This window comes from Streptomyces sp. NPDC036822, from assembly GCF_055609145.1.
The window spans coordinates 332,451-353,971 of record NZ_JBVJPY010000006.1 but is presented as its reverse complement, the minus strand read 5'-3'; the positions used below and the strand labels follow the sequence as shown (position 1 = coordinate 353,971).

The window sequence follows — 21,521 nt, the reverse complement described above, 5'->3', positions numbered from 1 at the left end:
CGGAAGGCGACGAGACCCCCGGGGCGGTGCGCTACGCCACCCGGTGGTCCAGCTGCGACGAGGTGGTCGACCCGACAGCAGCGTGCCGCTGACCGACGCCGCCGACAACGCCGCCGGCTGCCTCGACCACCACGCGCTGCTCGGTGACGACACCGTCTCCCGGGGCGTGCGCGCCTTCCTCGCGACCTGCGCTACGGGAGGGGCTGGAGCCGGCGGCGCAGGAGGCAGAAGACGTTGCCCTCCGGGTCGGCCAGGACGTGCCAGTCCTCCGTGCCGGTCTGGCCGACGTCGGCGGGCGTGGCGCCGAGAGCGAGCAGCCGCTCCAGTTCGGCGTCCTGGTCGCGGTCGGTGGCGTTCACGTCGATGTGGAGGCGGTGACCCCCGGTCCTCGGCCCGCTGCCGGGGCTGATGACGAGGGTGGGCTGCGGGCCGCCGAATCCGGCGTCGGGCGGCCCGATCTCGATGCTTCCGTCGTCCTCCCGGCCGAGTTCGGCGTAGCCGAGGACCTCGCTCCAGAACGCGGCGAGCCGCTCGGGATCGGCGGCTTCGAGGACGAGCTCACTGATGCGGCATGCCATGCCCGCCAGTGTACGAAGCCGGCCCGCCGGACGTCGGCCCCGCGCCGCGAGCGCCGACCCGTCGCCCGCCGCCCGGCGGCGCGGCTCCTAGCCCTCCGCCGCCCGGCCCAACTGCCTTGGCAGCGGCGAGGAGTGCAGCACCGTCAGGCCGGATACCGCGCGGGTCAGCGCCACGTACAGGCGCCGCAGACCCGTCCGCTCGTCCGGTTCGCCGTCGACGACCGCCGCCGGGTCGTCGAGGACCACGTAGTCGTACTCCAGGCCCTTCGCCAGCGAGGCCGGGACCAGGGTCAGCCGGGACTCGGCCGTCGTCTCCTCGCCCGGGGAGAGGTACGGCAGGCCGGCGGCGGTCAGTGCCTCCGCCAGGGGAGCGATCCGCGCGTCGGCGGCGATCAGGCCGATCGAGCCCTCGTGCGCGAGCGAGGCGACGCACGCCGCGACCACCTCGGTGTCCAGGTCCCCCTCGATCTCGCGGACCGTCAGCGAACCGGGGTTCTCACGGACCGACTCGACCGCCGCCAGGCCCGGGGACATGTGGGGCAGGAGCCGGGAGGCGTACGCGATGACCTCGCGCGGCACGCGGAAGCCCGCCGTGAGCTCCTCGACCACCGCGTCCGGCTTCCCCAGGTGCCCCAGCGCCTGCGCCCAGCTCTCCGTCGCCCACGGCGTCGTCCCCTGGGCGAGGTCGCCCAGGATCGTCGCCGAGCCGGTCGAACACCGCCGGCCCACCGCCCGGTACTGCATCGGGGACAGGTCCTGGGCCTCGTCCAGGACGACATGGCCGAGCGAGTGCGTCCGCTCCACCAGGTCCTTCGCCTCGTCGATCAGGACCGCGTCCGCCGGCGACCACTTCGCCGACCTCACCGAACGGGCGGGCTTCGTCCAGAGCAGCAGCTTCTGCTCGTCGGCGCTCAGCACCCCCTCCGCGTGGGCGGCGAGGAAATCGGCGTCGCTCAGCAGCCGCAGCACCAGCTTCGCCGGGTCGACCGCCGGCCAGACCGCCTTCACGACCGCCTTCACCGCCGGGTTGCGCGCCACCGCCTCCTGCACCCGGTCGTCCGGGGCCTCGCCCGCCTGCTCCATCCGTACCAGCACCGTGTGCGCGATCCGCTGCGGCAGCGCGTCACGGGCGGCGCCGTAGCGGATGTCCCGCTCCAGCAACTCCCGGACGATCTCCTCCAGTTCGTACGCGGGGACCCGCCAGCGGCGCGAGCCGCGCACCACCATCAGCGGCTCGGTCGGCAGCGTGACGTGGGACCGGACCGCCCGGCTCAGCACCTGCGCCATCCGGGCGTCGCCCTTGACGACCGCCGTCGCCGCCTCGTCCGTCCCCCGGACCTCCACGTGCCCGACGAGGTCGTCCACCGTCGCCTGCCGCACCTCCAGCTCGCCGAGGGCCGGGAGCACCTGCTCGATGTAGTGGAGGAAGGACCGGTTCGGCCCGATGACCAGGGTGCCGGTGCGGGCGAGGCGCTCGCGGTGCGCGTAGAGGAGATAGGCGACACGGTGCAGGCCCACGGCCGTCTTGCCGGTGCCCGGGCCGCCCTGCACGCACACCGTGCCGGAGAGCCCGGACCGTACGATCTCGTCCTGCTCGGGCTGGATGGTGGCGACGATGTCCCGCATCGGGCCCACGCGCGGGCGCTCGATCTCCGCCTGGAGCAGCCTGCTCGTGCGCGCCGGCTCCCCGGGGTCGGAGAGGTGCTCGTCCTCGTACGCGGTGAGGTCACCGCCCGTGTAGCCGAACCGGCGCCGCAGCCCGACGTCCTGCGGGTCCTTCCGCGAGGCCCGGTAGAACGGCTGGGAGACGGGGGCGCGCCAGTCGATCACCATCGGGTCGCCGTCGGCGTCGTGGACGTGCCGGCGCCCGATGTAGAAGCGCTGCCCCTCCTGGGTGGTGTGCAGGTAGTCCAGGCGGCCGAAGAAGAGCGGGGTGTGGGCGAGATCGGCGAGCGCCTTGATCCGCTCCTCGATCTGCGCCTGGAGGACCACCGCGTTGACCCAGTTCGCGGTGACGTCCTTGATGTCCAGCGCCTCGGCGTCCTCGCGCATCGCGCGCAGGGCGGCGCGGGACGCGGTGAGATGGGCGCGCTCGCGCGCGAGCGGGTCGTCCGGAGCGGACATGGCGGTGCCTCCAGGAGATGTGGACACGACGGGGCGGCCGCCGGTTTCCGGCCGGACGGCGGCACTCCACGGAGGGAGGCGGGGAAGTCGGAGAGTGTAGCTTCCGCGTACGGGAGGGGCGAACGGTTTTCCGCCGTGGACGACCCGTAGGGGTCGGGGTCCGACGCGAGGGGGACCCGGGCTCCACCCCCAGGGCGATGTGTTCGGAATGTCCGAAATCCATCATGGGGGTATGACCTCAGCGACCTTCACCCCGGCCCCGTCGGTCCCCGCCGCCCGCACGGCCTCCCGCCCCGGCACCCGCACGGCCTCCCGGCCCGTGTCCACCACGCTGCGCGCGATACGCGCCTTCGGCGGCGCGGCCGTCGACGTCGTCCTCCTCGGCCGGTACGCGGAGGAGGCGGGGGTCAGGAACCCCCGCCCCGGCCGCGTCGCGGACCCGGGCTGAGCGCACGGACCGCCCTCTCGACCGCGCGCGAGGGTCCCGCCCGCGTCGACCGGCCTCGGCCGCGCGCGAGCGTCCCGTCGGCGTCGACCGGTCTCAGCCGCCCGTGAGCAGCTCGTCCGCGTCCATGATCCGGTAGGCGTACCCCTGCTCCGCGAGGAACCGCTGCCGGTGCGCCGCGAAGTCCTGGTCGATCGTGTCCCGGGCGACCACCGAGTAGAAGTGCGCCTGGTGTCCGTCGGCCTTCGGCCGCAGCACCCGGCCCAGGCGCTGCGCCTCCTCCTGCCGCGAACCGAAGGTGCCCGACACCTGGATCGCGACCGTCGCCTCCGGCAGGTCGATCGAGAAGTTCGCCACCTTCGACACCACGAGCACGCTGATCTCGCCCTGACGGAACGCCTCGAACAGCTTCTCGCGCTGCGCGTTGGACGTCTCGCCCTTGATGACCGGAGCGTCCAGGTGCTCGCCCAGCTCGTCCAGCTGGTCGATGTACTGGCCGATGACGAGGATCTGCTGGCCGGCGAACTTCCGCACCAGGGCCTCCGTCACCTTCCGCTTCGTCGCCGTCGTCGCGCAGAAGCGGTACTTCTCCTCCGTCTCGGCGGTCGCGTACGCCAGGCGCTCCGAGTCCGTGAGGTTGACCCGGACCTCGACGCAGTCGGCGGGCGCGATGTAGCCCTGCGCCTCGATCTCCTTCCACGGCGCGTCGAACCGCTTCGGGCCGATCAGCGAGAAGACGTCCGACTCGCGGCCGTCCTCGCGGACCAGGGTCGCGGTCAGGCCGAGCCGCCGCCGTGCCTGGAGGTCCGCCGTGAACTTGAAGACCGGCGCCGGCAGCAGGTGCACCTCGTCGTAGACGATCAGGCCCCAGTCCCGCGAGTCGAACAGCTCCAGGTGCGGGTAGACGCCCTTCCGCTTCGTCGTCAGGACCTGGTACGTGGCGATGGTGACCGGCCGGATCTCCTTGCGCGTACCGCTGTACTCGCCGATCTCGTCCTCGGTCAGCGACGTCCGCTTCACCAGCTCGTGCTTCCACTGCCGGGCGGAGACGGTGTTGGTGACCAGGATCAGCGTCGTGGCCTTCGCCTGCGCCATCGCACCGGCTCCGACCAGGGTCTTCCCCGCGCCGCAGGGCAGCACGACGACACCGGAGCCGCCGTGCCAGAACCCCTCGACGGCCTGCTTCTGGTACGGACGCAGGGCCCAGCCGTCCTCGGCGAGGTCGATCCGGTGCGCCTCGCCGTCCACGTATCCGGCGAGGTCCTCGGCGGGCCAGCCGAGCTTCAGCAGCGTCTGCTTGATCTGCCCGCGCTCGGACGGGTGGACGGCGACCGTGTCCGGGTCGATCCGCGTGCCGACCAGCGGCTGGACCTTCCTGGAGCGGAGGATCTCCTCCAGGACGGGACGGTCGGTGGTGGTGAGCACGAGGCCGTGGGTGGGGTGCTTGGAGAGGGTGAGCCGGCCGTAGCGGGCCATCGTCTCGGCGATGTCCACGAGCAGGGCGTGCGGCACGGGATAGCGGGAGAACTCCACCAGCGCGTCGACGACCTGCTCGGCGTCGTGACCGGCCGCGCGGGCGTTCCACAGGCCGAGCGGGGTCACCCGGTAGGTGTGGATGTGCTCGGGGGCCCGCTCCAGCTCGGCGAAGGGGGCGATGGCGCGGCGGCAGGCGTCCGCCTGCTCGTGGTCGACCTCCAGGAGCAGGGTTTTGTCGCTTTGGACGATGAGAGGTCCGTTCACGCTTGATCAGGTCCTTCCCGTGCCGTTCCGGTAACGGCCAAACACCCAGTGTCCCGCATCGCGGATGAGTACGGGGAACGCGCGAGATGAGTACGTGCCCGCTGCGTGCCGCGGGGCCTGGCGCGGTGGACTGGGCGTATGACGAACCACACCCGGCCGCGGTGGAGCCCGTCCGGCACCTACGGCTTCCCCACCGCTCCCCCCGCGAACGGCGGCCACGGCGACGCGCCCGACCCGCGGTGGTGGTTGGCGCCGCTGGCCGCGACGGTGGCGGCGCCCCTCCTCGCGGGCCTCGCGGCCGGGCAGGACAGCCTGTTCGCCCCCGGCTCCCTCCTCTTCGCCGGGAGCCTCGCCTCGTCCCTCGCGCTGATCCTCCCGGCCTGGTTCGGCGCCCGCACCCGGCGCCGGCGCCCGGCGCGGATCGGCCTGGGCGTCTCGGGGTGCGTGCTCGCGCTCGGGTTCCCGCTCCTGGTCGCCACCGTCGGCTGGGGCGTGTTCCTCGTCATGCTGCTGACGGGGAACATCACCGCGTAGGGCGTGCCGGAAGGGACCGCCGGCCGGGGGAGCGTTCAGCGGACGTACGAGTCGGGCGTCGAGCGCCGCCGCACGTCGAGCGTCGCGCAGTGGAACGAGCCGCCGAAGGGCGCGTAGTGCAGCAGGTCGCAGGGGATCGGCTCGAATCCCCACCTCTCGAGCGCGCGCAGCATCCCGGTGTGATGCCGCTCGGCGACGACCCGCTTCTCGTCGATCATCAGGACGTTCATGCTGAGCCACTTGCCGCACATCGAGGTGACCTTGAGCAGGCGCTCGTCGATCGGGTCGGGCTCGGGGGCGACCAGGACGTCCCAGGAGTCGAGGACGTCCGGCAGGCGGTCGACGTCGATGTACTCCGGATTGACCATGACCCTGCCGGGGCCGAGCAGGACGAACGTGGTGTCGATGTGCATGGGCGTGCGGCAGCGGCTCTCGATCTCGTGGATGCGGTAGCCGGGTCCCAGGTGGCGGCGCAGCCACTCGATGCCCATGCGGTTGGTGACGTTGCTCCGCGTGACGAACAGGTCGCGGCCGGCGCGCATGAAGTCGGCCGCGTCGAAGACGGGCTCGTGCTCGGTGAGGATGTAGCGCATCGGCTCGCCGGGCCCGGGGATGCGGAAGTCCGCGTCGAACAGCTCGTCGGTGAGCTGGGGCCGGGGAGCCGACGTCCAGCGCGCGCCGCGCCGGAAGTAGTCCTTGAGGAGCCCTCGGTAGGAGTGGGTCTCGAAGTAGCGGCACGGCCACGCCATCGGGGTCTCGATGACCTCGTCGCCGATGACGAGCATGCTGTCGCGGGGGCAGGCGTTGCAGAAACCCCGCGACGACCAGTGGGGGGTGCCGAAGCGCCGCTTGTAGTCGACCGGGTCCGGACGGGTGACCGTGACGCCGAGGGACCGCAGGAGGGAGACGAACCCGTCGAGCTCCTCCTGCGCCGACTCGATCAGCGCGCGCGGATAGCGCCGCCCGGACGCCAGACGCTGCAACCGTGCCGCCCACGGGGGGATGTTGCAGGTCACGACCGGATGGCAGGGCGGGATGACCGCGCCCTCGAGACGGCCGACCACGACCTCCTCCAACGGGTCCCACTCGTTGTGCGAGTTGACCGGGGAGACGAGGGGTTCCGCAGCGTTGTCCGTTGTGACCGCCGGTGCCGACACCATGCCCGACCGCTTTCGCTCGCAGAGACAGGACGGTGACTCACTGTATCCACCGTGTCGCGAGAAGTGGTGGTATGACCGGCCGGTCGGGCCGCCCCCGGGGCGGGCCGTGGCCCCTACACCTGGTCGTCCGCGAGTTCGGCGACGCCCGTGATGCGGTGCAGAGGGTACGTGCGGACCTCGTCCGCCGTGTGGTCGTAGCCCGTCACGAAGCCGCCCTCGACCCGGACCGGAGCGATGACCCGCTGGCTTGCGGCGCCCTCCGCGTTGACGTAGCCGATCCAGACGGCGGAGCCGGTCATGGCCGCGGCCTGGACGGTGGCCAGGGTCTCGGCGGGGGAGGTGCGCGGGAGTTCGCCGCCGGTGGGCGCGGGGCGAGCCGGATCGCCGTCGGGGCGTTCCTTGCGCACCGCCGTGGAGGCCAGGTCCCCGGCCCTGATCGCCCGGACCGCCGCGCCGAGCAGGGTCGCGTCGGGCACCGGAGGCCCGTCCGGCACCGGAACGGGCGCGGTGCGGGCGGGGGTGCGGTAGGCGTCGGCGCGGGTGATCAGGACATCGCCCTCCGCGGACTCCGCGGCCGGGGCGTAGCCCATCGACCGCAGTCCGTCGAGCAGCGCCGCCGGGTCGGTCTGCGCGGCCAGGACGGTCGGCGCCAGACGCCGCAGCCGAAGGGACGCCGACCGCTTGTCGGCCATGATCTCGCCGAGCAGCGCGTCGTCGTCGCAGCGGACGTACGCCGACGCCGCGCCGACGCGCAGATGCCCGTGCCGGCGTGACACGTCGTCGATCAGGTACGCGAGGGGCTGCGGGACCGGCGTACGGGAGTGGGCGGTCAGGAAGTCGTGCAGGTCCGACGCGCTGCGGCCGGCGTCGAGGGCGCGGCGGACCGAGCCGGGGGTGAAACGGAAGACCGTCGCGCCGCCCTTCGACTCCACGTCCGCGAGGACGGAGAGCATGTCGGCGAGCGGGCGCCGGAGGGGGCCGGGGGCGACGGCGGTCAGGTCGGCCTGGAGCAGGACGTGGTCGACGGCCTCCGGGAGGAGCGGCGCGAGCAGGGTCGCCGCGCGGCCCGCCGCCACGGACAGCTCGACCCCGCCGCCGGTCACCGGCTCGTGGGCCGCCTCGGCGAGGGGCAGGTTGAGCAGCGCCCGTCCGGGGGAGGAGAGGGCGCCCCGGCCGGTGACGCCGAGCATCTCGGCCTCTTCGAGGGTCCACAGGGCGATCCGGGACCGCAGGTCGGGGCTGTGGGCGGGGCGGCCGGGCATGCCGGAGCCGGCGGAGGAGCCGATCCCCGGCCCCGCCCCGTGTCCCGCCGCCGATCCCGCCCCGGCACCCGGTCCGGTGCTCGTGCCGGTCGCCGTGCGCGGATCCGTCGTGGCCGTCGCCGCCGAGGCCGTGCCTCCGCCGAGCGCCCGGCTCGCGGCCGGGGCGACGGCGGCCGGGACCGCGCGACCGGCGGATCCGCCCGGCCCCCCGGCGGACGAGGACCGCAGCGGCCGCTCCCATCGCAGCCTGGCCAGCAGCATCTCCGGGTCGGCCGCGGACCCCGGCTCCACGGTGGCCTGCAGGGCGAGCACGCGGCGGCGCACCTCCGGGGCCATGGCGCGGTCGAGGTCGGGGCCGAGCGCGGACAGGGTGCGGCCCTTCGCGTCCTGGCCGCCGACCAGTCCGGACGTACGGGTCGCGGTGAGCCAGACGACGGCGAGCCGGGCCCAGCGCTCGGCCGCCGGCAGGTCCAGCCAGTCGTCGTAGACGGGGGTGGGCGCGTACCGCTCGTCCGCCTCGCCGTCCGAGGCCAGCAACCCCGCTCCGTAGGCGAGTTCCAGCCAGAACGCCGCTGCCTGCTCGGAGACCTCCAGGGCGGCGGCCGTCCGCTTGAGGTCCCGTACCGACAGGCCGCCCGCCCGCAGGACGGCCGGACCGCCCTGGTTCCAGCTCTTCAGCAGCTCCTCGACCGTGGCCAGGGCGGTGTACGCCTGGCCCGCCGCGGCGCTGTCCACGACCTGTGGACGGTACTCGCGCACCACGGACAGCACCGGAGGATGCGGCTCCGGCACCCGGTGCGCCCGGCCGCCCCGCAGGTGCAGGGCCGCCTCACGCGGCAGCACGACGGTGCGGGTCGACACCGGCAGCAGCAGGCCCCGGTCGCGCAGCCAGCGCACGGGCGGCGCCGGGTTCGCCGACACCTCGCCGTACGGCGGCCCCCACACGAGCCGGTCGAGGACGGCCAGCGCGTCCGACGGAGCCGTGTCGAGCAGCTCGCCCATCCGGTCCCGGTCGGTGAACAGCCCCGTCAGCGCCGCCACCGCCGACACCGGATCGTGGGTCGCCGGCAGCCCCGCCGCCGCGATGATCTCCTGGATCCGGCCGGGCGACATCCCGGCCGTGGCCTCCGCGACCGTCGGCCCCAGCCCCGTCGGCGACGGGTGCTGCGGCGACGGGGCGAGCAGCTCGCGGGCGGTCCGCACCAGCCGCAGCCGGTCGTCCTCGCCCCAGACCAGCGCCTGTTCGCGCAGCGCCTCCACCGCGCGCGGCAGCGCCGCCTCGATCTCCGCGTCCCCGTCGTCGCCGGTGAGCAGGGCGAGGAGCACGGGATACGGCGCGGGGTCCGGGGCCACGGCCAGTGCCTCGGCCGTCTGGAGCGCGAACCGGTCCAGCCGCTCCAGGGCGCGGACGACGGAGGCGCGTGTCCCGGCCCGGGTGGCGAGCTGCGTCAGGTCGTTCGGCACCGGGGAGAGCAGGTCCGGGCGCGCGCGCAGCAGCGCGGCGAGCCCCTCGTCCCCCCGGGCACGCAGCGCCTCCGCGAGCGTGCGCGGCGCAGTGGCGGCACTGGATTCTGCGGGCACGTGCGCCTCCCGATCGAGCTCACCGATCCCCATCCGCCCCACGTTAGCCCCTGCGCAGGCGCTAACGTCGGGGCGTACGGGCTGCGGAGGGGCATTGTGGGGATCGAGAGCGACCAGCTGGTCTTCGACTATCTGAGCCGGGTCGGCGATCTGGCGCAGCAACGGCAGCTTCCGTCCGCGTCGCGGATGCGGCTCGTGTCGTCCCTCCGGAACGAGATCGACCGTCGGCGCGCCACGGACGGCGAGGGCGACCCCGGGGCGGTGCGCGGGATCCTCGCCGCGCTGGGGACCCCGGACGAGGTCGTGGACCGGGCGACGGGGCGCGCGCTCGCGCCCGAGCCGACCGCGGTGCCGAAGCCGCGCACGGAGGACCGGTGGCCGACCCCGCCGCATCTGGCCGGCGAGGACGAGGTGGGGGCCGCCGACACCGAGCCGGACTGGTGGAGCACCGAGGCCCCGTCCCGGCCGGGGGACGAGCTGGTGCCGGGGTTCAGGGGCGGGGTGGAAATCCCGGAGCTGCTGAAGCCGCCGGCCGACGACGAGGCGGAGGAGGGGACGGAGGGGCCCGGGGCACCGGAGGCGGAGCCGGCCGGACGCCGCTGGACGCGCCCTCTGGCACGGTTGCGGCGCAAGGCTCCCGTACCGGCGGCGGACCCCGTGCCCGCCACCGACGCCGTGCCCGGCCCGCGCCGCCTGCGCCTGGGCAGCCCTTTCCTGGTGCTGGCCGCGCTGCTGCTCCTCGGCGGAGCCGCCTTCGGGTCACTGGTCGCCCTCGCGGCCGGCTGGCTCCTCGCCTACGCCTCCCGGCGCCTGACCCGCGCCGAGGCCCGGTGGGCGGTCGTGATCCTGCCGGGGCTCACGCTCACCTCCGGTGCCGTCTGGATCTGGGGCCGCGTCGAGGGCCGCTGGGGCTCCCCGATCGCCCACGGCGGCGAGGCGATGGGCGCGGCCCTCTCCGAGACCTGGCCGTGGGTGCTGCGCGCGGCGGCCGTCGTCTCGTCCCTCTTCCTGCTCTGGCGCGCCCGCCGGCTCTGAGGCGGCGTCCCGTCCCCGGCCGGAAGGGGGCTCGCCCCCGGCTGGGCGGGGCGCACGCGGGGCGGCGGACCGATGCGGACGTCTGGGCACAATGGGCCGCATGACGCTGCCACGACTTCCGCTCACCGTCGGCTTCGACCTCGACATGACGCTGATCGACTCCCGCCCCGGCATCAAGGCCGCCTACGAGGCGTTCTCCGCCGAGACAGGTGTGGCCATCGACGCCGACCTCGCGGTCTCCCGGCTGGGGCCCCCGCTCCAGCACGAGCTGGCGCACTGGTTCCCGGAGGAGGAGATCGAGCAGCGGGTCGCGCAGTACCGGGCGCTCTACCCGGCGTACGCGATCGGGCCGTCGCTCCCGCTGCCCGGCGCGAGGGATGCGATTCAAGCCGTTCACGAGGCGGGCGGCCGGACGATCGTCGTCACCGCCAAGAACGAGGCGCACGCCAAGCTCCACCTCACCCACCTCGGCATCGACCCGGACGCCGTGATCGGCGGACTGTGGGCCGAGGGCAAGGCTGAGGCGCTGCGCGAGCACGGCGCGAGCGTGTACGTCGGCGACCACATAGGCGACGTCAGGGGCGCCGCGACGGCGGGCGCCCTGTCGGTGGCCGTGGCGACGGGACCGTGCGACGAGACGGAGCTGCGCGCGGCCGGCGCGGACGTGGTCCTGGCCGATCTGACGGACTTCCGTGCCTGGCTGGAGGCGTACCGCTCCACCGGCCGGCCCTGACCGCCCACGCCTCCCCGCCGGCGCGCCGACGGCCCCCGGAGCAGGCCCTACCGTCCCGGGACGGCCGCCCCCCGCGCCTGCCGGCGCTGCGCCGCGATCGACCGCAGCACGCCGGCGCCCGCGACGAGGAATCCGACGCCCATCAGCATGCACACCGCGTAAGCGACGGGCGGGAACGGATCGGTGCCCAGGAAGAGCGGGGCGACCGTGACGAGGGTGGCCACCGCGCCGATGACGAAGACGATCGCACCGGCCCGGACGAGTACGTCACCCGGGGCGCTGTCGTCCGAGGGGACCGAAGGGGTTTCACTACGCATTCGGCCAGGGTAGTTCCCCGGCCGGAGGAACAAACCGGCGACGTCTTGTCAGCAGCCGGATGCCTATTAGCCTGGTGCCGGCGGGTCGGGTGACCCGCTGTCTTGCTATCCCGAGCCGGATTCCCGGCGCACCCATCGAGTACGAGGACGAGGACAGACGTGCCTACCGGCAAGGTCAAGTGGTTCAACAGCGAGAAGGGCTTCGGCTTTCTCTCCCGCGACGACGGCGGCGACGTCTTCGTCCACTCGTCGGTGCTCCCTGCCGGAGTCGACGCGCTCAAGCCCGGGCAGCGCGTGGAGTTCGGCGTCGTGGCCGGGCAGCGCGGCGACCAGGCGCTCTCCGTGACCGTTCTCGACCCGACCCCGTCCGTCGCCGCGGCGCAGCGCCGTAAGCCCGACGAACTGGCGTCCATCGTCCAGGACCTGACGACGCTGCTGGAGAACATCACCCCGATGCTGGAGCGGGGCCGCTACCCCGACAAGGTGCAGGGCAAGAAGATCGCGGGCCTGCTGCGGGCGGTGGCGGACCAGCTCGACGTCTGAGCCCCGCCCCGCGAGGCGCGCGGAGCCCTCGGGGCCTCAGGGAAACGCCAGCGCGTCCGGGCCGAGGGGCGGCACCAGCCCCTCGGCCGCGGCGCGCGTGAGCAGGCCGCGGACCGCCGCGTAGCCGGCCTCGCCGAGGTCGGCCGTGAACTCGTTGACGTAGAGCCCGATGTGCTGGTCCGCCACCGCGGGGTCCATCTCCTGCGCGTGCTCCAGGACGTACGGCCGGGAGGCGGCCGGGTCGTCCCAGGCCATCCGCACGGAGGCGCGGGCCGTGTCCGCGAGCCGTCGCAGCATGTCCGCGCCCAGGGAGCGCTTGGCGATGATCGCGCCGAGCGGGATGGGCAGGCCGGTGGTGTCCTCCCAGTGGGCGCCCATGTCGGCGAGGGCGTGCAGGCCGTAGTTCCGGTACGTGAAACGGGCCTCGTGGATGACGAGCCCCGCGTCGACCTTCCCGTCCCGCACGGCCGGCATGATCTCGTGGAACGGCATGACGACGACGTTCCCGACGCCTCCCGGGACGACGTCGGCCGCCCAGAGCCGGAAGAGCAGATAGGCGGTCGAGCGCTCGCTCGGCACCGCCACCGTCCTCCCCGCGAGGTCCGCGCCCGCGCCCTCCTCCCGGGTGAGCACCAGCGGTCCGCAGCCACGGCCCAGGGCGCCGCCGCAGGGCAGCAGCGCGTACTCGTCGAGGACCCAGGGCAGCACGGCGTACGAGACCTTCAGTACGTCGTACGGGGACGATCCGCTCTCGGCCCACCCGTTGGTCAGGTCGATGTCGGCGAAGGTCACGTCGAGCCGCGGCGCGTCGGGGAGGCGGCCGTGGGCCCAGGCGTCGAAGACGAAGGTGTCGTTCGGGCAGGGCGAGTAGGCGATCTTGAGCTTGGGCGTCATGGGGCGGGCTCCACGAGGACGGAGTGGCTGAGCAGCTGGAAGGTGACGCGCAGGGCGTCCAGGGCCTGGCCGATCCGCCAGGCTCCCCGGTCACGCGGGCCCACGGCGTTGGAGACCGCCCGGATCTCGACCACGGGCACGCCGTACGCGGCGGCGGCCTCGGCCACGCCGAACCCCTCCATCGCCTCGGCGGCGGCGCCCGGGTGACGCCTCGCCAGCTCGGCGGCGCGCTCGGCGGAGCCGGTGACGGTGGAGACGGTGAGCACGGGCCCGACGGTGTGGCGGTGCCCGCCGCCGGCGAGGGCGGCGGAGATCCGCCCGGTCACCTCCTCGGGCACCCGGTGCACGGACCGGCCGAAGCCGAGCGCGTCGACGGCCAGATAGCCGTCGGGGGTCTCGGCCCCCAGGTCGGCGGCCACGATCGCGTCGGAGACGACGACGGACCCGATCGGCGCGCCGGGCTGGAACCCGCCCCCGATCCCGGCGGAGACGACGAGGTCGTAGGGGAGCGCGTCGGCGGGCGGGGGCGTCGGCGGGCCGGGGTCCCCGGCGGCGGAAGGCGAGGCGTTCGCGCGGGACGCCCAGGCGAGGGCGGTCGCGGTGGCGACGGCGACCGACGCCGGCCCGACGCCGCCGACGAGAACGTCGACGAGGACGTGCCCGGGCGCCTCGGAGCCGGGGGCGGTTCGCGAGGGGAAGTGGGAGCCGGAGGCGGTGTCCGAGCGGGAGCCGGGGGCGGGGGCGGTTCCGGCGTCGGTTGCGTGGACGGATCCGGCGTCGGGCCGGGAGGCGGTGGCGGAGGCGGTTCCGGCGTCGGTTCCGTGGACAGGCCGGGACGCGGTTCCGGGGCGCGTGCCCGGGCGGGCGCCGGGGTGCGGGCCGGAGGGCGACGGGAGCGCCGTTTCCGGGACCGTACGCGCGTGGCGGCGCAGCACGAAGCCGCCCGGGAGCGGGTGCTCACCCGAGCCCGGCACGCCGAAGGTGAGGCCGGCGGCGACGGAGTCCGCCTCCGCCGCCACGGCCGTCACGATCAGGATCCGGAGGACCACCGGCGGATCAGGAGTCCTTCTTCAGCTCGAAGTGCCAGATGCCGGTCAGCTTCTTGCCGTCGGTCTCGACGATCGTGACCTGCGACTTGTCGGTGGTCTCACCGGTCTGGCTGGAGAAGAAGGCGCTGGCCGGAATGGTCCGGTACGTCTTCTTGTACGGCTCCGGCTCGGCCTGCTGGCCGCCCAGGAAGATGGTCCAGCCCTTTTCCGCGATCTCCGGGTCGACACCGAACCGGATCTTGTCGTCCATCGAGACCGTGAGGGTCTTCTCGGGCTTCTTGTTCAGGCACTGCTGGACCTGCGACTCCTTGATGGCGTCGCCGTCGTTGTAGCAGGAGGCCTCGGAGTGCACGGAATCGGTCCCGACCGTCAGGGTCGCGAGCGGAGTCGGCTTGTCGCAGGCCGAGAGGGAGAGGAGGCCGGCGGCGACGGCCCCGAGGGCGACGGCGGCCCGGCGGCGCGAGCCGGTGAAGAACGCAACGGTCATGGCCCGAAGGCTATCGGGCGTGTCGAGCTACGCCACGCGGGGGTGCGGCGCGCCGCGTTTTCGGCCCCACCCGGCCCCGCCGCGCTCCGCCGGGCCTGACCCGGCCCCGGGCCGCCGTCCCGGCGCGGCTCAGGCGGGCCGCCTGCGCGGCAGGGGCCGCCGTGCCGCCTTGAGCAGGCCCCGGACCGCGAGGAGCGCGCCCAGGGCCAGGATGCCCGCCGCGACCGCCATGCCCAGCGTCCCGTTCAGCGGCAGCGAGATGCCGATCGCACCGCCCACCACCCACGCCATCTGGAGCAACGTCTCCGAGCGGGCGAACGCCGATGTCCGCACCACCTCCGGCACGTCCCGCTGGATCAGGGCGTCGAGCGAGAGCTTCGACAGCGCCTGGGTGAGGCCCGCCACCGCGCCCAGGACCGCCACCATCACCCCGCCGAAGAAGACGGCCGTACAGATCGCCGTGGCCAGCACGATGGTGATCATCGTGGCGATGATCACCTCCGGGCCGTGGCCGCGTTCCCGCAACAGCGAGCCGACCGCCGTGCCGCACGCGTTCCCGACGCCGGCCGCCACGCCCACGATCGCCAGGGAGACCGCCGCGCTCTGGTCCCCCAGCGGGTGCTCGCGCAGCAGGAAGGCCAGGAAGAAGATCAGGAAGCCGGAGAGCACGCGCTGCGCGGCGTTGGCCTGGAGGCCGTGCAGCACGGCCGGGCCGACGGTCCGCAGGCTCGGCTTCTCCTCCCCGTGCGTCAGCAGATGCGCCCGGCGCTCGCCCTTCGCCGAGTCGACCTTGTGCGGCATGCGGAACGCCCAGAACGCCCCCAGGAGGAAGAGCACGCACGCCCCGTACAGCGGCCAGGGCGGGCCGATCTGCTGGAGCCCCGCCCCGATCGGCGCGGCGACGCCCGTGGCGAGGAGACCCGCCAAGGTGACCCGGGAGTTCGCTCTGACCAGCGAGAAGCCCGGTGGAAGGAGACGTGGCACGACCGCGCTGCGCACCACTCCGTACGCCTTGGAGGCCACCAGGACGCCGAGGGCCGCCGGATACAGCTCGATGCCGCCCGTGGCCACCACCGCGGACATCGTGATGGCGAGGACCGCCCGGGTCAGCATCGCCCCGGCCATCGCGGCGCGCCGCCCGTGCGGGATGCGGTCGAGAAGCGGGCCGATGACCGGGGCCAGCAGGGTGAAGGGAGCCATCGTGATCGCCAGGTAGAGCGCGACCCGGCCGCGGGCCTCGTCCGTCGGCACGGAGAAGAAGACCGTGGAGGCGAGCGCCACGGTGATCATCACGTCGCCGGCGCCGTTCACGGCGTGCAGCTCGATCAGCTTCCCGAGGCCCGATTCACCGGCCCCGTGCGCGTGGGTCGCCTTTCTGATCCCTCGCGCCGTGCCCGTGAACGGCCGGCGCAGGGCGCGCCCGACCGACCGGCCCGCTCTGCGGAGCGGCCCGGCATGATCGTGGGATCGTGCGGACGACCGTGCGGCTGCCACCCCGTCATAGTGCCCCACACCCCTCCCGTACGAACCGAAGCGCGGCCCTGCGGCGTCCGGGCAGGGCCCGCCCGGACGTGATGTGCCGCGATCTGCCGCGATCTCCGGGAATCTTTCGCGATCTTTCGGAATCTCCGCGGGTCTTCCGATGCCGTCCCGGACCGCCCGTCCGCCTCGTCGGAACCCCCTGGGGCGTCCGGGATACGGGCCACTTGGGACGGGCAGGTGGGCGCCGGGCGGCGGAGGGGGTAGCGTGCGTAGCGCGCCACCGGCGGAAGTTCTCGGCCGCGCGCCTCTTCGGCATCCCGCAGAATGGATGACGATAGGTGTGCCCGAGACCTGCGAGACATGTCGGGTGCGGACGTCGATGCGGCCCCCTGGTCCGCTCCGCCCGCCGCCCGGTGATATCGCTCCCGCTCCTCGGCCGGCGCACCCGTGAGACGGCGTAGGAGAGAAGCGAGACCTGTGAGTGCTGCGACGACGCGAAGCCGTACCCCGCGTACCCCGCGTACCCCCGACCGCCTGTGCGCCGAGGCGGTAGACCTCGCGAGGGAGGCCGCCGAGGAGGCCGCCGCCCCCGGCATCGTAGGGGAGCATGTGGGGGTCGTCGCCGAGGGCGACCGGGTCGTCACGCACTTCTTCGAGTGCAAGGAGTTCGGCTACCGCGGCTGGCGCTGGGCGGTGACCGTCGCCCGCGCCTCCCGGGCCAAGGAGGTCACCCTCGACGAGACCGTGCTCCTGCCGGGCTCCGACGCCCTCCTGGCCCCCGAGTGGGTGCCGTGGAGCGAGCGGCTGCGGCCGGGTGACATGGGCCCCGGCGACCTGCTGCCGACGGAACAGGACGACCTGCGCCTCGAGCCCGGCTACACCGGCGAGGACGCCCCGCCGCCGAACAGCCCGGTCTCGGAGGAGATGGCGGACCACCTCGACGCCGAGGACGCGGAGATCGTCTCCCGTACGCCGTCGCGGGGTGCGATCGCCTCCGTCGCCGAGGACCTGGGCATGCGGAGGGCGCGGGTCCTGTCGCGGTACGGGCTGCACGTGGCGGCGGACCGCTGGGACGAGGCGTTCGGCGCGAAGACGCCGATGGCGCAGGCCGCGCCGGCGTCCTGCGAGTCCTGCGCGTTCCTGGTGCCGCTCGCGGGTTCCCTGAAGCAGGCGTTCGGCGTGTGCGCGAACGAGTTCTCCCCGGCGGACGGGCGCGTCGTCTCCCTCGCGTACGGCTGCGGCGGCCACTCCGAGGCCGCGGTCATGCCGAAGCCCCCGCGCCCGGCGCCCCCGGTCCACGACTCGATGGCGATGGACGAGTTCCCCCTGCGCCCGTCCAAGGACTCCGGCTCGGTCTCCGAACCGGACGGCACCCCGGAGGACCTGGGCCACTCCTAGTCCGGTCGCGGGTGGGGTGCGCCGCGGTTTGCGGAGGGCCTCCGTCCGGGTGACCTGCGGTCCGGCCGGGCCTGGCCTGAGCCGGCCCGGCTGCGGGTGGGCCTCGGTCCGGTTGATCGGGGTTCCGGCCGGGCTGCTCGGCTCCACCGGGTGAGTGCCCGCCTCCGTCCGCACCCCGCGCGAGGCCGCGACGGGCGGTCCTCGCCGGCCCAGGTGCTCGGTACGACCTGACGGACCGCTAGGTCCGCCGCCTCGACGCCGTCACCCCGGCCGACCGCGTCCGCCTGCCCGGTCCGGCCGCCCGGCGGGTGCGACCTGACAGACCGCTAGGTCGTGTCCGTCCGGCGGGACCGGCCCTCCGCCGCCTGCCCCGGCCGCCCGGCGAGGCGTTCCCGAGGCCGCCGCCGGCGACCGTGTCCGGCGGACGCGCGGCCGGAACGCCCCGACCGGTCGGCAGGGGTGCCCCGGGCCACCGCGCAGCAGGGTCCGGCGCGTTCGCGAACAGGCGTACGGCCCGCCCGTCGCCGGAGTCCGGCCCGCAGGCCGCCGTGGCGCGGGCCGCCTTCCACCCCGAGGGTGAGTTCCCCGCCCGCCAGCAGGCCGCGTGGCGTGAGCCTCCCGCCGGAGGCTCCCCGTCCGGCCACAGGCCCGCAGGCCGCGTGGCGTGGGTCGTCTTCCGCCTGGCCCGGGGCGGCCTCCGCATTGCCCGCAGGCCGCTTGGCGTGGGTCGCCTTCCCCTCCCTCCCGCCGTGCGTCTCCGCCCGCCCCGGGGCGGGAGATCACCTTCCGCCCCCGGTCGGCAGGCCGCCGGCGCGGGGGTCGGACCGGCCCGGTTCGGGGAACCCCTCGCCCCCCTCCCGGACACCGCCTCGCCGGGTGCCCCGCACCAGGTCGGGCCCGGGCGCGGTACCTTCGGGCCCCTGCCTCATCCCATCCCATCCCATCCCGTTCCGCAGAGTGGAGTCAGACGTGAGCGTCAGCGTCAGGACGTCGACCGACGGAGCCGACCCCTTCGGTACCGCCCGGCTGCGGCGGGGCGTGCTCGATGCCTGGGGGGCCGGGCCCGCCCGGTTCCGGGAGGACGCCAACGCCGAGGAGGACCTCGCCCTCGGCGGCTACCGCGACCGGCTCGTCGTCGAGCTCGCCCAGAACGCCGCCGACGCCGCCGGCCGTGCCGGTGTCACCGGCCGCCTCCGGCTCACCCTCCACCCCGCGGGCCCCGACGCCCCCGCCGTCCTGGCCGCGGCCAACACCGGTGCCGCGCTCGACGCGACCGGCGTCGAGTCCCTGTCCACCCTGCGCGCCTCCGCCAAGCGCGAGAACGACACCGGCGCCGTCGGCCGCTTCGGCGTCGGCTTCGCCGCCGTCCTCGCCGTCAGCGACGAGCCCGCCGTCCTCGGCCGCCACGGCGGCGTCCGCTGGTCCCTCGCCGAGGCCCGCGAGCTGGCCGCCGAAGCCGCCCGGCACAGCCCCGGTCTCGGGGACGAGCTGCGGCGCCGCGACGGCCACGTGCCCCTGCTGCGCCTCCCGCTGCCCGCCGAGGGCACCGCCCCCGAGGGCTACGACACCGTCGTCGTGCTCCCGCTGCGCGACTCCGCCGCCGTCGACCTCGCCGAGCGGCTCCTGGGCTCCATCGACGACGCCCTGCTCCTCACCCTGCCCGGCCTCGCCGAGGTCGTGGTGGAGACCCCCGACGGCGTACGGACCCTCACGCGCTCCGAGCACGAGGGGTACGTCCACGTCGACGACAGCGCCGCCCAGGGCACGCACCGCTGGCGGACCGTCAGCCATGGCGGCTCCCTCGAACCCGCCCTCCTCAAGGGCCGGCCCGTCGAGGAACGGCTGCGTCCGCACTGGTCGGTGACGTGGGCCGTGCCGGTGGACGGGGAAGGGGCGCCGAGATTCCCCCGTACCGCCCCCGTCGTCCACGCGCCCACCCCCACCGACGAGCCGCTCGGCCTGCCCGCCCTCCTGATCGCGTCGCTGCCGCTGGACACCGCCCGCCGCCACCCCGCGGCCGGGCCGCTCACCGACTTCCTCGTGGAGCGCGCGGCGGACGCGTACGCCGAACTCCTCGGCGGCTGGCAGCCGGTGACGGTCGCCGCGATCGACCTCGTGCCGGGGCCGCTGGGCAAGGGCGCCCTGGACGGCGAGCTGCGGGCGGCGATCCTGCGACGCCTGCCGCGCGTGGCGTTCCTGGCGCCCGCGGCGCCCTCGGAGGAGCTGCCCGCGCTGCGGCCCCTGGAGGCCGAGGTCGTGGAGGGGGCGGGCGCCGAGACCGTCGCCGTCCTCGCGGAGGTCTTCCCGGCCCTGCTGCCGGCCGGTCTGGAGCGGCGGCCGGAGCTGCGGACCCTCGGTGTCGGCCGGGTGCCGCTGACCGAGGCGATCGACCGGCTCGCGGGGGTGGACCGGGCGCCGTCGTGGTGGTGGCGGCTGTACGACTCCCTGGCGGGCGTGGACCCGGACCGGCTGACCGGCCTGCCGGTCCCGCTGGCGGGCCCGGCGCCGGGCGCGGCCGGTGAGCCCACCGCGTTCGGCGGGGACCCGGAGGAGCCGGCGCCGGCCGCCCGGACCCGTACGACCATCGGGCCCCGTCACGTCCTGCTGCCGCAGGACCGTACGCCCGCCGACCTCACCCGGCTCGGTCTCAAGGTGGCGCACCCGGACGCGGCGCACCCGCTCCTGGAGAAGCTCGGCGCGCTGCCCGCCACGCCCCGGGCGGTCCTGACCACCCCGCAGGTCAGGGCGGCGGTCGCCGCGTCCCTGGACGCGGGGGAGATCTGGGACGAGGACGCCGACACCCTGGACGCGGAGGAGCTGGCCGAGACGGTGCTCGCGCTCGTCCGGGACGCGGAGCTGGAGCCGGGCGACGAGCCGTGGCTGGGCGCGCTGGCGCTGCCCGACGAGGAGGGCGAGCCGGCGCCCGCCGGTGAACTGGTCCTGCCCGGAAGCGCCTTCGCCGCGGTGATGCGGGACGACGAGCTGGCCCTGTGCGACGCCGAGCTGGCCGAACGCTGGGGCGAGCAGCCGCTGGCCGCCTGCGGGGTGCTCGCGAACTTCACCCTGGTCCGGGCCACCGACCTGGTCCTCGACCCGGACGAACTGGAGCCCCGGGAGGGGGACTTCGCGGAGCCGGACGACGCCGGGCTGCTCGACGCGGTCGACGTGTGGTGCGAGGACGTCCTCGACCGGCTGCCGGACTCCCCGGTCCCGCCGGTGGCGACGGAGATCGTCGCCGTCCGGGACCTCGACCTCGTCGACGACGACGCCTGGCCGCAGGCGCTGGCCCTGCTCGCCCGGCCGCCGCTGCGGGACGCGCTCACCCAGCCCGTACGGGTGCTGATGCCGGACGGGACGACGGAGACGGTCCGCTCATACACCGCGTGGTGGCTGCGCGACCATCCCGTCCTGGACGGCCGCCGCCCCGCCGGTCTGCGGGCGGCGGGCACCGACCCGCTCCTCGCCGGGCTGTACGACTCCGCCGACGCGACGGGCTTCGAGGACGAGCAGGTCCTGCGGGCGCTGGGGGTGCGCACCTCGGTCGCCGCGCTCCTGGACGAGCCGGGCGGGGCGGCCGAGCTGCTGTCCCGTCTCGCGGACCCGGAGCGCGAGGTGACCGGCGCCCAGCTGCACGCCCTCTACACGGCGCTCGCCGATCTGGACCCCGAGCAGGTCACCCTCCCGGACGAACTGCGCGCGGTCGTGGACGGCTCCTTGGTGGTGGTGGACGCCTCCGAGGCGCTGGTGGCCGACGCCCCCGACCTGCTGCCGCTCGCCGGGGACCTGCCGCTGCTGCCGGTCTCGCCGTCCCGTGCGGCCGACCTGGCGGAGCTGCTCCAGGTCCGGCGCCTGAGCGAGACGGTGGAGGCGGAGGTCACGTCGGTCGGCGAGGAGCACGACGTCCCGTCCTCGGTGCACGCCCTTCTCGGCCCGGCGACCCCGGACTCGTACGTCGAGCACGAGGAGCTGCGCGCCGGCGGCGTGGAGCTGGACTGGCGCCGGACCCCGGACGGCGTCATCCACGCCGCCACCCTGGAGGGCGTCGCCGCGGGCCTCGCCTGGGCGGCGGGCCAGTGGCCCCGCCGCTTCGAGGTGGCCGCCCTCCTGGAAGACCCGTCCCGCACGGCGGAACTGGCACGGGACCGCTGGTTCGACTGAC

16 protein-coding genes and 1 pseudogene are annotated in these 21,521 nt (G+C 74.9%); 7 read left to right on the top strand and 10 right to left on the bottom strand.

Going from position 1 to position 21,521, the window contains the following annotated elements; all coding sequences use genetic code 11:
- Positions 1 to 191: 191 nt before the first annotated feature.
- On the bottom strand, positions 192 to 578 hold the full coding sequence (locus tag ACZ68P_RS17390; protein WP_471006922.1) for a VOC family protein: 387 nt from the start codon (positions 576 to 578) through the stop codon (positions 192 to 194).
- An 87-nt stretch (positions 579 to 665) separates the two neighbouring features.
- Positions 666 to 2,702, bottom strand: a complete 2,037-nt coding sequence (locus tag ACZ68P_RS17385) for a HelD family protein (RefSeq protein ID WP_471006919.1) — start codon at positions 2,700 to 2,702, stop codon at positions 666 to 668.
- 232 nt (positions 2,703 to 2,934) lie between these two features.
- Between ACZ68P_RS17385 and ACZ68P_RS17380 the strand changes: the two genes are divergently transcribed.
- Positions 2,935 to 3,150, top strand: coding sequence for a hypothetical protein (locus tag ACZ68P_RS17380; protein WP_471006916.1), 216 nt, complete (start codon positions 2,935 to 2,937; stop codon positions 3,148 to 3,150).
- 93 nt (positions 3,151 to 3,243) lie between these two features.
- Here the strand turns inward: ACZ68P_RS17380 and ACZ68P_RS17375 are convergent, their stop codons facing one another.
- A complete protein-coding gene (locus ACZ68P_RS17375; RefSeq protein WP_471006915.1) occupies positions 3,244 to 4,887 on the bottom strand; it encodes a DNA repair helicase XPB in 1,644 nt (547 codons plus the stop codon).
- A 138-nt stretch (positions 4,888 to 5,025) separates the two neighbouring features.
- Here ACZ68P_RS17375 and ACZ68P_RS17370 point away from each other — a divergent pair, with 138 nt between their 5' ends.
- Entirely contained in the window at positions 5,026 to 5,421 is a 396-nt protein-coding gene (locus tag ACZ68P_RS17370) for a hypothetical protein (RefSeq protein ID WP_471006913.1), read from the top strand.
- Between the two features lie 35 nt (positions 5,422 to 5,456).
- On the opposite strand, the gene ACZ68P_RS17365 is transcribed toward ACZ68P_RS17370, so the two are convergent.
- Together ACZ68P_RS17365 and ACZ68P_RS17360 are read right to left on the bottom strand one after the other, a co-directional pair.
- Entirely contained in the window at positions 5,457 to 6,581 is a 1,125-nt protein-coding gene (locus ACZ68P_RS17365; protein WP_471006912.1) for an amidinotransferase, read from the bottom strand.
- A gap of 113 nt (positions 6,582 to 6,694) precedes the next feature.
- Positions 6,695 to 9,457 carry a helicase-associated domain-containing protein gene (locus tag ACZ68P_RS17360; protein WP_471006910.1) on the bottom strand — a complete coding sequence of 921 codons (2,763 nt, stop codon included), beginning with the start codon at positions 9,455 to 9,457 and terminating at the stop codon, positions 6,695 to 6,697.
- 63 nt (positions 9,458 to 9,520) lie between these two features.
- Here ACZ68P_RS17360 and ACZ68P_RS17355 point away from each other — a divergent pair, with 63 nt between their 5' ends.
- Complete coding sequence (locus ACZ68P_RS17355; RefSeq protein ID WP_471006909.1) at positions 9,521 to 10,459, top strand: hypothetical protein; 939 nt, start codon at positions 9,521 to 9,523, stop codon at positions 10,457 to 10,459.
- 91 nt (positions 10,460 to 10,550) lie between these two features.
- The gene (locus ACZ68P_RS17350; RefSeq protein ID WP_471006908.1) at positions 10,551 to 11,192 is read left to right on the top strand and encodes an HAD family hydrolase; all 642 of its coding nucleotides are present in this window, start codon (positions 10,551 to 10,553) and stop codon (positions 11,190 to 11,192) included.
- A 47-nt stretch (positions 11,193 to 11,239) separates the two neighbouring features.
- Here ACZ68P_RS17350 and ACZ68P_RS17345 read toward each other — a convergent pair whose 3' ends face one another.
- Complete coding sequence (locus ACZ68P_RS17345) at positions 11,240 to 11,509, bottom strand: hypothetical protein (protein WP_471006906.1); 270 nt, start codon at positions 11,507 to 11,509, stop codon at positions 11,240 to 11,242.
- A gap of 159 nt (positions 11,510 to 11,668) precedes the next feature.
- On the opposite strand from ACZ68P_RS17345, the gene ACZ68P_RS17340 reads away from it, so the two are divergent.
- Positions 11,669 to 12,052 carry a cold-shock protein gene (locus ACZ68P_RS17340; RefSeq protein ID WP_391143746.1) on the top strand — a complete coding sequence of 128 codons (384 nt, stop codon included), beginning with the start codon at positions 11,669 to 11,671 and terminating at the stop codon, positions 12,050 to 12,052.
- 36 nt (positions 12,053 to 12,088) lie between these two features.
- Here the strand turns inward: ACZ68P_RS17340 and ACZ68P_RS17335 are convergent, their stop codons facing one another.
- From ACZ68P_RS17335 to ACZ68P_RS17320, 4 genes and pseudogenes are all read right to left on the bottom strand, one after another.
- A complete protein-coding gene (locus ACZ68P_RS17335; protein WP_471006904.1) occupies positions 12,089 to 12,946 on the bottom strand; it encodes a 1,4-dihydroxy-6-naphthoate synthase in 858 nt (285 codons plus the stop codon).
- Positions 12,943 to 13,599: pseudogene (locus tag ACZ68P_RS17330) on the bottom strand (futalosine hydrolase); the annotation flags it as partial. The gene ACZ68P_RS17335 and the pseudogene ACZ68P_RS17330, both read right to left, overlap by 4 nt.
- Positions 13,600 to 14,002: 403 nt before the next feature.
- Entirely contained in the window at positions 14,003 to 14,482 is a 480-nt protein-coding gene (locus ACZ68P_RS17325; RefSeq protein ID WP_471006901.1) for a DUF2771 domain-containing protein, read from the bottom strand.
- A 129-nt stretch (positions 14,483 to 14,611) separates the two neighbouring features.
- Positions 14,612 to 15,976, bottom strand: a complete 1,365-nt coding sequence (locus ACZ68P_RS17320; RefSeq protein WP_471006899.1) for an MFS transporter — start codon at positions 15,974 to 15,976, stop codon at positions 14,612 to 14,614.
- A 465-nt stretch (positions 15,977 to 16,441) separates the two neighbouring features.
- Between ACZ68P_RS17320 and ACZ68P_RS17315 the strand changes: the two genes are divergently transcribed.
- Together ACZ68P_RS17315 and ACZ68P_RS17310 are read left to right on the top strand one after the other, a co-directional pair.
- Entirely contained in the window at positions 16,442 to 17,362 is a 921-nt protein-coding gene (locus tag ACZ68P_RS17315) for a DUF3027 domain-containing protein (protein ID WP_471006897.1), read from the top strand.
- A 957-nt stretch (positions 17,363 to 18,319) separates the two neighbouring features.
- Positions 18,320 to 21,520 carry a sacsin N-terminal ATP-binding-like domain-containing protein gene (locus tag ACZ68P_RS17310; protein WP_471006896.1) on the top strand — a complete coding sequence of 1,067 codons (3,201 nt, stop codon included), beginning with the start codon at positions 18,320 to 18,322 and terminating at the stop codon, positions 21,518 to 21,520.
- Position 21,521: the final 1 nt, after the last annotated feature.

Coding starts and splice junctions, on each gene's coding strand:
- ACZ68P_RS17390 (WP_471006922.1), bottom strand. CDS start 578: ATGGCATGCCGCATCAGTGAGCTCGTCCTCGAAGCCGCCGATCCCGAG.
- ACZ68P_RS17385 (WP_471006919.1), bottom strand. CDS start 2,702: ATGTCCGCTCCGGACGACCCGCTCGCGCGCGAGCGCGCCCATCTCACC.
- ACZ68P_RS17380 (WP_471006916.1), top strand. CDS start 2,935: ATGACCTCAGCGACCTTCACCCCGGCCCCGTCGGTCCCCGCCGCCCGC.
- ACZ68P_RS17370 (WP_471006913.1), top strand. CDS start 5,026: ATGACGAACCACACCCGGCCGCGGTGGAGCCCGTCCGGCACCTACGGC.
- ACZ68P_RS17365 (WP_471006912.1), bottom strand. CDS start 6,581: ATGGTGTCGGCACCGGCGGTCACAACGGACAACGCTGCGGAACCCCTC.
- ACZ68P_RS17360 (WP_471006910.1), bottom strand. CDS start 9,457: ATGGGGATCGGTGAGCTCGATCGGGAGGCGCACGTGCCCGCAGAATCC.
- ACZ68P_RS17350 (WP_471006908.1), top strand. CDS start 10,551: ATGGGCCGCATGACGCTGCCACGACTTCCGCTCACCGTCGGCTTCGAC.
- ACZ68P_RS17345 (WP_471006906.1), bottom strand. CDS start 11,509: ATGCGTAGTGAAACCCCTTCGGTCCCCTCGGACGACAGCGCCCCGGGT.
- ACZ68P_RS17335 (WP_471006904.1), bottom strand. CDS start 12,946: ATGACGCCCAAGCTCAAGATCGCCTACTCGCCCTGCCCGAACGACACC.
- ACZ68P_RS17325 (WP_471006901.1), bottom strand. CDS start 14,482: ATGACCGTTGCGTTCTTCACCGGCTCGCGCCGCCGGGCCGCCGTCGCC.